13 protein-coding genes are annotated in these 14,198 nt (G+C 34.2%); 3 read left to right on the top strand and 10 right to left on the bottom strand.

Features of this window, described 5'->3' with window-relative positions; genetic code table 11:
• Positions 1 to 76 precede the first annotated feature (76 nt).
• The 3 genes from BCR22_RS01480 (at position 77) to BCR22_RS01470 (ending at position 4,624) form a co-directional block, all read left to right on the top strand.
• Positions 77 to 2,713 carry a YfhO family protein gene (locus tag BCR22_RS01480; protein WP_069653238.1) on the top strand — a complete coding sequence of 879 codons (2,637 nt, stop codon included), beginning with the start codon at positions 77 to 79 and terminating at the stop codon, positions 2,711 to 2,713.
• A 284-nt stretch (positions 2,714 to 2,997) separates the two neighbouring features.
• Positions 2,998 to 3,516 (top strand): RNA polymerase sigma factor, encoded by a 519-nt coding sequence (locus BCR22_RS01475; protein WP_069653237.1) that lies wholly within the window; start codon positions 2,998 to 3,000, stop codon positions 3,514 to 3,516.
• A complete protein-coding gene (locus BCR22_RS01470; protein ID WP_069653236.1) occupies positions 3,509 to 4,624 on the top strand; it encodes a hypothetical protein in 1,116 nt (371 codons plus the stop codon). The genes BCR22_RS01475 and BCR22_RS01470 overlap by 8 nt, the downstream gene beginning before the upstream one ends.
• A gap of 568 nt (positions 4,625 to 5,192) precedes the next feature.
• On the opposite strand, the gene rihC is transcribed toward BCR22_RS01470, so the two are convergent.
• The 10 genes from rihC to BCR22_RS01430 all read right to left on the bottom strand — a co-directional run bounded on the left by rihC (position 5,193) and on the right by BCR22_RS01430 (position 13,943).
• A complete protein-coding gene (gene rihC / locus BCR22_RS01465) occupies positions 5,193 to 6,116 on the bottom strand; it encodes a ribonucleoside hydrolase RihC (RefSeq protein WP_069653235.1) in 924 nt (307 codons plus the stop codon).
• 137 nt (positions 6,117 to 6,253) lie between these two features.
• Positions 6,254 to 6,586 (bottom strand): hypothetical protein, encoded by a 333-nt coding sequence (locus BCR22_RS01460; protein WP_069653234.1) that lies wholly within the window; start codon positions 6,584 to 6,586, stop codon positions 6,254 to 6,256.
• Between the two features lie 118 nt (positions 6,587 to 6,704).
• Positions 6,705 to 9,296 (bottom strand): bifunctional lysylphosphatidylglycerol flippase/synthetase MprF, encoded by a 2,592-nt coding sequence (gene mprF / locus BCR22_RS01455; RefSeq protein ID WP_069653233.1) that lies wholly within the window; start codon positions 9,294 to 9,296, stop codon positions 6,705 to 6,707.
• 172 nt (positions 9,297 to 9,468) lie between these two features.
• Positions 9,469 to 10,122, bottom strand: a complete 654-nt coding sequence (locus BCR22_RS01450; RefSeq protein ID WP_069653232.1) for a hypothetical protein — start codon at positions 10,120 to 10,122, stop codon at positions 9,469 to 9,471.
• A gap of 33 nt (positions 10,123 to 10,155) precedes the next feature.
• Entirely contained in the window at positions 10,156 to 10,281 is a 126-nt protein-coding gene (locus tag BCR22_RS15820) for a hypothetical protein (RefSeq protein WP_276205045.1), read from the bottom strand.
• Between the two features lie 194 nt (positions 10,282 to 10,475).
• Positions 10,476 to 10,721, bottom strand: coding sequence for a hypothetical protein (locus BCR22_RS01445; protein WP_069653231.1), 246 nt, complete (start codon positions 10,719 to 10,721; stop codon positions 10,476 to 10,478).
• Positions 10,722 to 10,863: 142 nt separating this feature from the next.
• Positions 10,864 to 11,379 carry a GNAT family N-acetyltransferase gene (locus BCR22_RS01440; protein WP_240485839.1) on the bottom strand — a complete coding sequence of 172 codons (516 nt, stop codon included), beginning with the start codon at positions 11,377 to 11,379 and terminating at the stop codon, positions 10,864 to 10,866.
• A gap of 829 nt (positions 11,380 to 12,208) precedes the next feature.
• The gene (locus tag BCR22_RS15335; protein WP_167351495.1) at positions 12,209 to 12,382 is read right to left on the bottom strand and encodes a hypothetical protein; all 174 of its coding nucleotides are present in this window, start codon (positions 12,380 to 12,382) and stop codon (positions 12,209 to 12,211) included.
• Between the two features lie 206 nt (positions 12,383 to 12,588).
• Positions 12,589 to 12,936, bottom strand: a complete 348-nt coding sequence (locus BCR22_RS01435; protein ID WP_069653229.1) for a hypothetical protein — start codon at positions 12,934 to 12,936, stop codon at positions 12,589 to 12,591.
• Between the two features lie 407 nt (positions 12,937 to 13,343).
• Complete coding sequence (locus BCR22_RS01430; protein WP_069653228.1) at positions 13,344 to 13,943, bottom strand: tyrosine-type recombinase/integrase; 600 nt, start codon at positions 13,941 to 13,943, stop codon at positions 13,344 to 13,346.
• Between the last annotated feature and the right edge of the window lie 255 nt (positions 13,944 to 14,198).

Genomic DNA, 14,198 nt, shown 5'->3' with positions numbered 1-14,198 from the left:
TTTCTTTCTAACAATCAATTTTCCGATGGATATGCTAAACTATAGATATTCTATTTATTACGTTGTGAGGTTGATTATGAAGAAAAAAATACAGTCCTTTATTAAAGAAAACTGGCCCTATATGGCCGCCAGCTTTTTCATTCCTTTTTTTGTGATGGTCATTATTTATTTAAGTCTCGGCATTTATCCTGGAAGTAGCCGTAGCGTGATGGCCAGCGATTCCTTTTCACAATTTTCCAATTTCCATGCTAGTTTCAACAATGTACTCCATGGTAAACAAAGTATTTTTTATACTTGGAATGCATCACTGGGATTAAATTATCTCTCGCTGATATCCTATTATCTTGGCGGACTATTTACACCACTGGTGATTTTCTTTAAAAACCAAAATATTCCCGATGCACTGTATTTGATTACACTGTTAAAAATCGGTTCTGCTGGCCTGGCTTTTTGGGTATTTGCTAAAAATACCTATAAAATACCAAAATGGGGACACGTCATGCTCAGTGTGCCTTATGCGTTGATGTCATTTGCTACAGCACATTCAGAAATCATTATGTGGTTAGATGCCTTTACTTATTTACCCCTTGTTATTTTGGGTATTCACCGGCTGATGGACGAACGAAAACCGACACTGTTATTTGTAAGTTATCTGCTCTTATTTATTTCCAATTTTTACATGGGCTTTATGATTGGTGTCTTCTCGTTTCTGTATTTTATCGCCCGAATGTTAACGAACTGGAAGGTTTACAAAAAACGAATCTTGCCTTATGGAATTACCTCTCTTTTAGCAGGTGGAGCCTCTATGATTTTAGTATTACCAGCTGTTCTTGATTTACGGACAAATGGTGAGACCTTATCCCAAGTAACTCAGTTTAAAACAGAAGCAACAGCTTTTTGGGATATTGTCATGAAAAATATGATTGGCGTTTACGATACGACAAAATATGGGTCGATTCCTTTCATCTATGTGGGATTGCTTCCTTTGATTTTCTGTATTTTCTACTTTGTCACCAAAGAGGTTCCTAAGAAAAACAAGTTATTATTTGGTAGTCTGTTTATCATTTTGATTGCTAGTTTTTATATCACACCATTGAATTTATTTTGGCATGGTATGCATGCTCCGAATATGTTCTTGTTCCGCTACAGCTTCTTATTTTCTTTTTTAGTTGTTCTGTTGGCGGGCTACGGCTTTGAGAAATTCAAAAAAGACGATCTAGGTCTCTTAGTCGGCTCAACAATCATGCTGATTGCAATTTTTGCTCTAGCTGAGGGAACGAAAAGCGCGACAAGTTATGACTATATCCCAATTACAGCTTTCGTTTTAACTGTGTTATTTTTACTATTATACCTTGCTGGGATCGCTTTTTATCAGTTGAAGAAAATACCGATGCATTATCTGATTCTATTATTGCTCATACTGGTTTCTACAGAAGCGTTCGTCAATACAAATAGGATGTTGAAAGGAATTCTAGACGATTGGAATTATGCTTCCCGTAGTCTTTATTCTGAACCTTATCCTTCCATCAAAAAACTAGTAGATAAGACGAAAAAGGAAAATGATGAATTTTATCGTTTGGAAAATTTAAATTCGGTTTCTTCTAACGATAGCATCAATTATGGCTATAGCGGTGTCAGCTTATTTTCTTCTATCAGAAACCGTCATTCGTCTTCTTATTTAAATGATTTAGGATTTCGTTCTAGAGGAACTAGTTTAAATATTCGTTATCCAAATAATACCTTACTGATGGATTCTCTTGTTGGAATCAAATACAATATTTCGGAAAGTGATCCATTGAAATTTGGTTTTTCTCAAACAGATAAAGCGGGTAAATTTTCACTTTATGAAAACAGCAATGCTTTACCGTTAGGCTTTTTAGCAGATAAGGATATCTATAAGGTCAAACAACCAACGAATGATAATTTAAGCAGCCAGACTGAATTATTCAATGCGCTCTCTGGACAAAAAGAAAACTACTTCAAGTTTTATCAACCAACAATTATTGATAAGAAAAATGTTAAGATTGAACAAAATGCAGGCTCCGTAACGTATAAAGAAGTCCAAAACAACATCGCAAAAGATATTACGTGGACAGTCAATGTCCCTGCAAATACGCAAGCCTATCTTAGCTTGTTCCCAACAGATTTTGGTCAATTAGAAAGCTCGACTGCCACAATGTCTTTAAATGGATCTAGTCAAAAATCTCAAATCAATATCACCGGTCAATATTATAATATTGGTTATTATGACAAACCAACTAGCGTTACCTTTACGGTTAGTTTTTATGGCACAACTGCCGTCAGCTTTATGGAGCCAAAAGTTGTTGGTTTAGATACTAAAGCCTTTGAACGTTCTCTTCAAGCGATTCAAGATAAAGGTGCTGATTTAACAGCGAAAGGGCGCAAGGCCGTTGGAACTGTGAACGCCGAGAAAGATCAAGTCCTTTTAACAACCATTCCTTATGACAAAGGCTGGAAAGCCTATGTAGATGGTAAAAAAATGCCGATACAGCCGTTTAAAAAAGCCTTTGTTAGTATTCCAGTAACACAGGGCGAACATACGATAGAATTTGTTTATCTGCCAGAAGGTTTTGTTCCTGGTGTGATTCTGTTCATCGTCTGTATTGGTGGGTTTGTAGTGTATATACGATTCGCGAATAAGCCAAAACTGGCGCTAGTGAAACCCAATAAACGGAAACGTAAAAAACGGTAAATCATTATTTTGTGAATGGCGCACATCAAAAGTAAAAATCACTTTTGTTTCCCACCCTAAATGCGATTAAACGGTGGGAGCAGGTTATAATTTTATAGTTTTGCTTACTTCTATAATTGGCAGCGGATGATTCTTATAAATCCCTAATAAGTGTTGGTTTAACACTTATTAGGGATTTTTTTGTAATGCCGATCATAAATTTCTGCAAAAAATAAAAATAAATTAAGATGAAACCTTTTTGGTAAAATTAGAGTCTAATGGTTATAAAGGGGAAGGAGAAGTTTATGGAGAAGAGGGAACAAATACGTTTGGTTAAAAAGGCTAAAAATGGTGACGCACAATCGTTTATAAAACTTTGCGAAGCCTATCAAGTTGTGCTATACAACTCTGCTTATAAATTACTGTTAAACAATGAAGATGTTGCAGACTGTCTGCAAGAAACTGAAATACGCGCGTGGCAAAACATTCCTAACATCAAAAATGAAGCCGCATTTAATTCTTGGATTTTTAGAATTATGATCAATATCGCTAAGGATATCTTGAAAAAAAGAGTGGAACTCGTTGAATTCGAAGAAAGCTATATGGGTATAAATGAACGCAGCTATGAACGCTCTCACTTAGAAGAAGAATTTAATAACTTACCAGATAGATATAAAATTCCTATCGTTTTACATTATTATGCAGGTTTTAACATTAATGAGATTTCTGAACAACTAAATCTATCTAAAAATACTGTTAAAACAAGGCTAGCTCGAGGCAGGGTGAAATTAAAACTATTATTGGAGGGAGAAGAAAATGGCTAAAAAAAAGAATCATATTATCACAGAAGAGCAGGACATTCCAAGCGAAGTAATGGAAAAATTAGTTCAGAATCGAGAAAACATTTTAAATACCCCTATTAAGCAAGAAAAAAAGAAACTCAACCTTAAATACAAGAAACAAATAATCGTCACATTGGCGATAGCTGCATCACTTATTTTATTTGCCTTGATCAACCCACAAATAAATACAGCAATCAAAAATGCTTTCGGAATTAGCCAAGATTCAGGAGTTGCGATGGTAGAAAATAACGGAATAGAAAATGAACTACATGTAACGAGCACACAAAATGGGCGCGAGATTACATTGACAAAATTTATCTCCACAAAGAAAAAATTTGCCTTTGATTATCAATTTAAGTTAGATGATGAAAAACTAAAAGACTTACTGAAAAAACAAAGTTCCCCTAATCGGGTATTCACCAAAAATACACCAAATGCTCAACATATTGACCTTGGTCTTTTTGTTAATGATCGTGATGAAGACCTATTCGGCGGTGTTACATCCCAATCTACTTTCCGTATAGAAGGAGATACTTTTTACGGTTCTGTTGTGGCAATGTTTAACAGAGAAAAAATTCCTGAGGACGCGAAATTGACACTTCATATTTATAAATTATTTTGGCAGGACGCTGAAGAACTTGATCAAGCATACATCGAGGCGTCTAAAACAAATAGCCCTTTTGGTGTGGATAACGCTTTAGAATATGAAGGCGATTGGCGTTTTGATATTGACTACAAGCCACTGACCCAAACGGCTGATACACAAATTCGCAACGTAAAGAATATCACGGATATCAAAGCAACTAGCGACCCTTTACAAACAACCATTCACTTTACTGTGCCTCTCAAAGACTTTCGTTCTCCAGAAAACTTTTTTACTCCGGAAATTACTTTGTATAAAGATGGTATAGAAGTTGAAGATCAACTATTTACTCAAATCTCTAATTTAGAAACTGGAGAAATCGAAATTTCGATTAACCTAAGTTCATTAGATACAACATCCGTATATAGAATACAAGTAAATGAAGTGAACGATCTTTCTGGTGAAACGGTTAGAGAAATTGGCTTTTTTGAACTGCAAAATCAATAATCAAATCCCTCTAAAATAAACGTTATTGGGACACAACTCTTTGAGTCATATCCCAATCACATGGAATCCGTATAAACGGTGGGATCAGGAGCAATCCTTTCGGAAATAAGCTGAAATTGCTGTAAAACACAACAAGGAACAAGTTGATGTTGCACAGTACCTACTTGGTCACAAAAATTTGAAGATCAATTGTCGTAAATTCCTTCTTATTTCTCGGGATTAAATACTCCTGTCCCAATCTCTTTATAAAGCACTTTATAACTTTTGACCATAGAAACATCCAATGCAATTACATAAGCCATGTTTTCATCTTCTTTCTTTTTTTGAAAGGTTCTTCACTGTTTCATTTCGTTCCTAATTTCCTTTACACGAGCTCGAAGCCCAACATACTTAAACCAGATTTTAAAATGACAGTGAAGGAGACCGTTTTTTTGTAGGGACTCGAAGTCCAAGAGACTATGGTCGATCTTCCTTTCACTCCTTACTATAAACCTAAAAATAGGCAAATAGAGGGTAAACTCATCCGTCGATAAGTTTACCCTCTAATCTTAGTATGTTTTTGTATTGATTAATCACACTTCTTAATAGCGTTTAAAAACCAATCTCTAAACTGTTCCTCATCAACATCCACACAAACCCGGCAATTCGCTTCTTTACCCAAATATCCATCTAAATCAACTAAAGTAGCCCCTGCCGTCAACGTACCTTGGGTTTCAACTGCAACATAAGATTCTTTAACCTCAAACATTTCAGGCTCCAACAAATACGCAATTGCACAACCATCATACATCTTCAAACCAGTCTCTAAACTACCACCACGATATTTTCTAAATAAATGATCGATCATATCACCCGTTCGATTCATTTTCCGCATCTGCTCACGCTCTTTAGGTAAGACTAAGGCTTTTTCCCCAACATCCAATCCAACCATCGTTAGTGAAATATTACTTTCAAAAACGATTTTTGCCGCTTCTGGATCAACCGCAATATTGAATTCTGATAACACTCCAGCATTCCCTCTACCTAAAGCACCACCCATAATCACTAGCTCTTCGATTCTTTCCACACACTCTGGATAAAGTCTTAATAATAGTGCAATATTCGTCAATGGACCGATCGCAACAATCGTTGTCTTTTCTTTGGAATCCATTAGTACTTTGTGCATCTCAATCACCGCATGATTTTTTGTCAACAACTCATACTTAGATTCTGGAAAGTCATAGCCATCCATTCCTGTGATTCCGTGGATGTCACTAGCATTGATTGCTTCACGGAACAAAGGACGATCCGAACCGATTGCCACAGGAATTTCTTTATTCCAAAAAGCTAGCAGTTTCAGCAGATTTTTCGTTACTTTATCCGTACTCACGTTGCCAGCAACTGTTGTAAACAGTTTGATGTTCAACCTTTCATCAAATAACGCCGCTGCAATAGCAACAGCATCATCGATTCCTGGATCTGTATCGATGATGGTTTTTCTTGGTTTTTTCACTTTATTATTCCCTTCCTCTAAACTTTAGCAAAGTTAAAAAGCAATTCTCCCATGCTGATCAACTTACTAAAGCTCCCCCTTTTTTATATAAAAAAGTAGGAAACAGAAAAATGCCTGTCTCCCGCCCTTTTCTATTTTTAATAATCCAACTGCTTCAAACGCAATAAAAATGACTCTTGCGTTAAACGTTTGATTGTATACAGACGCTCGATTTGCTTACGGATCTTTTTATCTTCTTTTGCAGTAGGATCAAAAATATCTAACAATGTACTGATTCCATATTCTACTAGAATACCGATTCCATCGCTACCAAGTGCAAAACCCAGTTGATCAACCTCATTTAATTGTCCCTTTTTGATCTCTGCAATATTTTGACTAAAATCACCTTCAACGATGATTTCATCTGTCTTCTTATCTAACTCGACCGCAAGTTCAGCTTTTGTCCTTACTGTTATTTGTTCAATAACCATTACAAAAACCACCTTTTATTGATTATTATACGCTATTCCGCACTTTTTGCTAGTGGAACTTAAGACTTAAAACAGTCAAAGATAAACCTATTTTCGCTTTACCTTTGACTGTTCTATTCTATTCCCCAATCATTACTTCTTCTACAAAAGAAACAACCTTCCCTTTTCCGCGTTCAATCAATAATGCTAACTGGATAAAAGCAAACAACACATTACTTTGTTTAAAATACGCAAAATATCTTGATTCCCAGTTTGTTACATACTGCTCTTTTTCTTTTCTTGTATCTTGGAATCCATACACCTGATTGCCATATTTATAAAAAATATTAATAAAGCGCTCATTCAAAAACGAATAATTGGTTTCACCGACATTTGCTAACGAAGCCGTACCTAAATCAATAAAACGATACCCTCGATTTTGATACTCTGCAATAAAATGAGTTAATAAATAATCCGTAACATGTGTCGGTGCTGAATCGGAATAACGCAACAAATCATAGGATACTTCACTGTTTCGAACAACAGGTTTAGCCGTGATAAAGCCCACCACCTCATGACGTTCATCTCGTAAAATCCCGAGGTCACTTAACGCTATATACTCTTTATCAAAATGACCACACACGAAATTTCGTTCGCGTGAATTTCCTAACCACTCTTCTGATACACGAGCTAATTCTTGAAAAAGCTCATGTGAAACAGGTTCATGATACATTGTAAAAGTATAGCCTAAGTTGGTTAAATGTTGAAGCTCCATACTATTCGTTGCGAAAGAAATCGGAGCGGATTCAGTACAAGAAAGATCAATCATTCCTTCTTCTCCAATTTTCATAAAGTTAAACCCTAAATCGTGTAAAACCATGGTATATCCTTCACTAACACGATAAAACGCCGCTTGATATCCCAGAAGATCAGCAGCATCCATAAACGCCAATGTAGCTTGCGCCCATTTTTCTTTCTCCCCGATTGGATCTGCCAAAACAAAACATTTATTTGCCTTGATCTGATAGGCAAACAGTACTTTATCTTCGTGATTTTCCTGATAATAATAATAGGAATAATGTTGTAAATACAGCAAATGACTACCTTGCGTTCCACCATACTTATTGATCAGCGCAGTTAAACGTTCTTCTTGATATGTTTCACCCAAGCGTTTAGAGGTATCTGCCAAATAGTGATACAGCGTAATCAGACCAAGCATCGAAATTCCTAACCCAATCAACCCAGAAAACCAAACATCATCCGATGGAAAGAGTAAAAACGTATTCGGAAGTGGGCCTATCTTATCCGGATGAGAGCTGTAATACCCAGCCACTGCATAAATAATAAACAAGAAACTAAACAAAACGCCATCAACAGCAAGCGCTCCCCAAGAATAAACAAATTTTTCCCGGTAAAATTCTTTTCTTGCTAAAAAAACGGCGGAAAGAATCACTAGATACACGAGGATCAACTGCCATGAAGACGTTCTAGAAATCGTATTAGCAATACCAAAAATCAATAAACCAATCGTAGGCCAGTAAGCTTTTTTTACTTTCATTGAAATTCCTCTAGCCAGTCCCAATAATAAAAATCCAATCAGCATATTAAATGTTTGATCTAAAAAGTCAAACGAAAATGGCGTTAAGAATTTAAATAACCGACTAACATTCGAGAGGTTCGTGATCGTTGAAAGTAAAACCATCATGATGCCAGCAAAATAAAGCGCTGCTACTAAAATAAAATGTGCCACTTTTTGCGAGAACATCCGTGGTAAATTATCAAGAAATCGGTTGATTTTGATTCCTGTTTGATGAATAAAGAGGATAATTCCAGTAATAAATGGCAATACGTAATAAAACAAACGATAATAAATCAGCCAAACGACTGCAGTTGATTGTCCCACACCTAATTGTGATAAACCTAAGATCATTAGCACATCAAAGGTCCCCATGCCACCTGGCACCATCGTCAACATCCCAATCAAAGTGGCAATCACAAACATCGGATACACCGATAGCAACGAAACATCGACATTCATCAAAGCCCCGATACTTAAAAAGACAAACATTGCACCTAACCATTGACCAAGTGATGCGCCCAATAAAAGAAAAATACCTTTCGGGAAAAAATCCTTGAATAAAGTATATTTTTTTAGTTGAGTAAACAATAACAAAGCTGGGGTAATCAAACTTCCTGCAAGCAACCAAACCCAATACTCTCGAAACAGACTGTCTGGTCGAATAAAAAATACATCAATAAATGCAATAAACGATAGAATTGATAGCCCAGAAATCATAAACAATGCTACTTTGGAAACCGTTGCTACCACTTTTTTGCGTGGTGCGTCCTTGCCATAAAAATTAGCGCGCAATGTCGCTCCAACTACACCGCCAAACCCCGCAAGATTATTGATTGTATTCGTGACCCAAGCCGAAACAAACCACTCCCAACGGTTCATTTTTGGCTTTCCTTGCTCTTCAAGGACAGTCACCACAACTAAATCATATAGAAGCATCGGTAAAACACCAAGTAATCCAGCTAAAACCATGCCGATAATCCGAAAACGGCTTTGTTGTCCCATCGTCTGGAAAACATCTTGCCACGTCATTCCCTGCACGATATGTGTCACTTGATTGGCTACAAAAATCAAAACGGAACCTAGAAATATCATCTTTAATAACAAACTGTGTTCTTTCATCCAGTGAAAGAGTTGATTTATTTTATTTTTCATCTGCTCACCACCTTTCTGCTTTTTAAAGAGTTTTCTTTTATATGTTATCTTATAACTAGTTATTTTTCCACTGTGATTATTTTTACAGACGCTAATGGATTACCAAATAATCAGTTTAAACTTGATTTTTCAGCCCATCGTATTCACTTGATAGCTGAAATTTCTTATTATACTAATCAATAAAATTTTCCTTATCAAATTTTTCTGCACTACTTTGCTCACTATACTTATGTAACGCCTTAGAGTAGGTTTGTACAACAATCCTTTGACTCTCGTACTCTGTGTATTCTAGATCATCTGGAAGATATTTTAGCTCGACTTTTAGAAGATTCATTGTAGTGTCGTACGAATAATAAGTATTTTCTAGTTTTTCTACAAAGAAACTTAATTGTTCTTGATTCTGAATATCTTTCAACTGATTAAAAATTTCCTCATTTTTTTCTTCCATCAAGTCCGTTTGAGCAAATAGAATCTCACTCAATTTTTGATCAGCAACGACTTCTTTTAAATTAGATATCGCCTTATTCTTTTCATCGATTAGAGTCTTCCATTCAGAGTAAAATTTATTGTTCAAGTCATCTTTTATTAGATTTAAATCATCAATTGTAGAATCTCTATTTAATGTAAATATATTTTTATTGACAAACTGTTGAGCGTATAAAGAAGGAGAAATTAACGAAATCATATTTGATTTAAGTTTATTTAGATCATTTTTCTTATCAAATTTTTGCGTTTTCGAATTTGCACCACAAGCAGTAAGTAATGTTAAGAATACAATTATTAATATTTTTAGTTTATGCCTATTTAATTTTCCTGACTTGGGCATTTATTTCCTCCTACTGATTCTTTTTGGGAATTATTATTCCAATGTAACTAAAAATTCTCTCACTGATTCCTTTAATCGTAATTCTTCTGAAATATCTGTAAATGCCATTGCAAACAAATCTATATCCGAAGCCAGTTCCATATAGTTCAATGAGTTCATGTACTTATGCGTTTATCCAAACGCTTAACAAGATCCGTCAGCCGCACGTCAAACTCCTGCTGACTCTGTTCAATTTCTTTTCGATTTTTTTCTTATGCTTCAGTAATTTTTGCGGTTCGGAATCAATCCTTTTCAGAATTAACTTTTTTATTGTATGCAAAGCTATTTTATTAACAATGTAAGAACAGGAATACCTATACAAATAATTGGAAAATAGAATAGAATTTTTGTCCATGTGACATTTTTAATTCCAAAAAATTACTACGATTATCATTTTGGTAAATTTTACCTAAATCGTCTGTATAGAGTTCAATTCTTTCATTTTTCAAAAATATTTTATTGAATAAATGATTTATTAAGCATGGTAAAAATGAAGATAATAAGCCTAAAACGATTGATACAGAAACCAATAAACCTTTTCTCTTCCATATGATTAACACAATTTTTCCTCCTTCAGTTATTGATCTTTTTTGAAAATAGTATTTTTATGCTTCCCAACCTAACTAGTAGCCTCTCAATTTGCTTTTTTTTCGCAACTAATCTATTTACCTTCTTTCCTGTTTGTTTTACATATTAATAGTTTTAATAGACTTTGAAATTATATACTAAGTGCTTTTTTTTACCATTATGCATTTCCCTCTCATATTCATATGCAAAAGTCATACCTAAGTTCTCAGCAACTTTTTTTGAATTTATGTTTTCTGGAACAAATTGCGCTACAATAGTATTTTTTTTTACATTATCTGAAAAATGTTTAATTAAGATCTCAACACTTGCTACAGCAAATCCATTACCTTGAAATTCTTCATTAATCACGTATGCAATTTCTACACATTCTTTTTCATTTATAACAGTCGGAATAAGTCCTACTAAACCAATTACTTCATTGCTATCAATATTTTTTATCATAAAGTAGCTATATCCATAATTGTTGTATTGATTTTTAATTTTATTTATCCATTGCTGAACTTCAAGATCGTTATATACTTTACCCGATCCTAACAACATTAATCGCTCATTTTGAAGTATCTTTTTTAAACTAATAAAATCCTTTGAGCTTATTTTATCTATGTAAAATTCCTCTTTTTTTAGTAACAAATAACTCATCCTTTCAATTTTTATCGTTCTTAGTAAAAATTGGACCACTTCTTAAAAAGCTATGCGAAAAAGACTTATTTGAACCATTGCTTTTTTGATCGTTTTGATGTTTTGATCCATTTAATAGTTGATGATTATATTTAAATTTTTCCAGCTAGACGTTGAAGGTATATATTAAAATATCTCTCATATTGATTAAAGTGAGGTATTTGTTTTACTTGAAAACTGAAAACGACTTCTAAACCATAAGACGCCATTATCTCAATTAAATTTCCAAGTTTTTTTGACTGCTACAGCAGTGTAAACTTCAGGATATTTTGATATGGCATCGAAAGAACTTTCATGTCATCTTTCTGGAAAGCCATATAATTGTCTGTACCAAAGGAATTCCGTTCCACTGATATTCTTCCTTGTAACTGAATTTTTGAATCATGGTTTGTTTTTAGAGTGAACTGTTATAAAACCAACACCTTGATCATCAACTGGTAACCAAGAACACATATAACCATAATCAACTAATACTGACGAAAATTTTTGTGTTCTCTAAATGTAGATGATATTTCATTAAAATCTTGTTTTTTCACGACGATATCTTATTTCTATTATTATTTAGCTTATAAACAAACTTATCTAAATGACGGTCAATTCCCTGTATTCCCGCTTTGATATTTCTAGCAATCGACAACGGAATATTGATATGATCCGATAAATGTTGCAAACTAAGTCCGATCTTTTGTTGGCTCTTTTTGGATCTCAATACATATTGGTACTTTACTTCTTTACCACACGCACAATACAATCTTTCTTCTTTTGATACTTTACTATTTTGCTAGTACGAATTTTCATGGTAATCATCATATTCCCATTCATCATCTTCGGAGAATATTTTATTTAAAAACATCGATTGAATATCACGTCTTTTATAAGTAAAAAGGACTTTTCTCTGATTTTCAGACATTTTATTTATGATTGCTTCTCTTTGCTCTTCTGTTAAAACGATCACCTGTAACACCTCTCTTCATTCAATTTTTCATCTTTCACCTACCTATCCTTTTTGGAAATCATTTAATATTAAAGATCTTCAAGATTATTATTGCTAAAATTATACCTAGAATAAAAAAAACTACATTTTTTGATATACGAGATAAACTAAACTTTGTATTCTTCAATAAAAACACCTCCCATAGTAGCGTATTTTATAGATTAATTTTATCGATCCTTTTTGGTGTTTTCTACATAATTAATTACTTTTAGTTTTAAGCCTTTTGTGATTGGGTAATTCCAAATTTCTTTAATTATCTGATTCTGTTCTTTTTTCTTCAGCTGCTCTTTTACTACAGCCTGTATAACTTTCTCTGTACCATAATCTGCAATAGTATGGCTGATTAACCCGATAACTCCCAATGTTGCAATTCCGCCAATCATTCCAAAAGGTCCTAAGGAAGCTAAAGCAACTGTGATAGCTACACCTCCAGCATATCCACTGACACTGATCGCAACTACTAAAACTATCCCTGGAACCCCAAAGGCTGCCATTTTTTTCAAGAGTTCATCCATTGTCTTCCCCTTCTCATATTTTTTGATTTCATATACGTTACTGTAAATACTTTTTCAAATTGACAATGCTGCTTCATTTCTTTAACATAAATATAAGGAAACAAGCTTTTATACCAAAAACGAGCGTTTTCGATAATTTGATTAATTCATGTTTCAACGAATATATACTATTGATATCACTGGAAGTTGCCCTAGTTTTGGGGCAGCTTTTTTATATTGCCAAAAACGGCGTTTTTGAGAATCTTCAGAACGTTCACTCAAGATAGTATCTAGCTTTAAAAGCTGAAACGTCCTTAGAATCACTCTACCAATAACGTAGATTTATGATAGATAGAATTTGCTATAAGTTTTGGGGCAATTTTTAAGAAAAAACGTGTTTCTTCTATTATATAGAAACTATGTACCTTTTATAAATCCAAACTGATCACTGCCGTATCTTTATCTTCTTGAGTAATTCCAATGTATCTAAGTGTTTCACGTTGAGAAGAGTGATTCAATAGATCCTGAATAATCTCGATTGACGTGCCATTTTTATAAAGGAAATACCCAAATGTTTTCCGCATCGAGTGGCTGCCGATATTACTTACCCCAATACTCTTGGCCGCATTACTAAGAATTTCCCACAACGTTTGTCTTTTCATCGGTTCATCCGTTCCTTTTTGACTTGGGAACAAGTAGTGATCAAACTCTCGATTTGCTATCTCATAGGAAAAAACTTCAGTGCAGTATTCCATGATCAACTTTCTCAGCTTATTCGAAATAATAATCGAATTATGCTTCCCTGTTTTTTGCTCTTTCATTTCTAATCGATCTTTGGCAATCACTCGATCACGAGAAATTGTTAGGACGTCCGATAATTTTAATCGGCGTAGATCTGAAATTCGATAAGCAGTATTTATTCCGATCGAAAATAGCAGCACGTTTCGTTGGCCCATTTTTCCGGAGGATAAAATAGCTTTCATGGCATCAATCTGTTTTTTGTCTCGAAATGGTTCAACAATTTTCAAAAAAATCCCTCTTTTTATAAATCTGACTTAATACCATTATAACATTGTTTAAGTCAGATTTAAAGAAGATATAAATTGAAGGCTTTCCTCAAAAGTGAGTTGAGCCTTAGAGCTGTCTTGTTTTATTGATTTTTATAAATCTGACACAATAAGTTGTGTCAGATTTAGACCTTGTCTAAATTTTTTTATTTCCTGTATTGAAAATATGGCATTTCCTGTTATGATTAGTGTATACATTATCCTTCTAAATATATA

The sequence above is a fragment of the Enterococcus plantarum genome, from assembly GCF_001730295.1.
Classification (GTDB): domain Bacteria; phylum Bacillota; class Bacilli; order Lactobacillales; family Enterococcaceae; genus Enterococcus_L; species Enterococcus_L plantarum.
This window is presented reverse-complemented; position numbering and strand designations above follow the sequence as displayed.

Coding starts and splice junctions, on each gene's coding strand:
- BCR22_RS01460 (WP_069653234.1), bottom strand. CDS start 6,586: ATGGTTATTGAACAAATAACAGTAAGGACAAAAGCTGAACTTGCGGTC.
- BCR22_RS01450 (WP_069653232.1), bottom strand. CDS start 10,122: ATGCCCAAGTCAGGAAAATTAAATAGGCATAAACTAAAAATATTAATA.
- BCR22_RS15820 (WP_276205045.1), bottom strand. CDS start 10,281: ATGAACTCATTGAACTATATGGAACTGGCTTCGGATATAGATTTGTTT.
- BCR22_RS01475 (WP_069653237.1), top strand. CDS start 2,998: ATGGAGAAGAGGGAACAAATACGTTTGGTTAAAAAGGCTAAAAATGGT.
- BCR22_RS01470 (WP_069653236.1), top strand. CDS start 3,509: ATGGCTAAAAAAAAGAATCATATTATCACAGAAGAGCAGGACATTCCA.
- mprF (WP_069653233.1), bottom strand. CDS start 9,296: ATGAAAAATAAAATAAATCAACTCTTTCACTGGATGAAAGAACACAGT.
- BCR22_RS01435 (WP_069653229.1), bottom strand. CDS start 12,936: ATGGATGAACTCTTGAAAAAAATGGCAGCCTTTGGGGTTCCAGGGATA.
- BCR22_RS01480 (WP_069653238.1), top strand. CDS start 77: ATGAAGAAAAAAATACAGTCCTTTATTAAAGAAAACTGGCCCTATATG.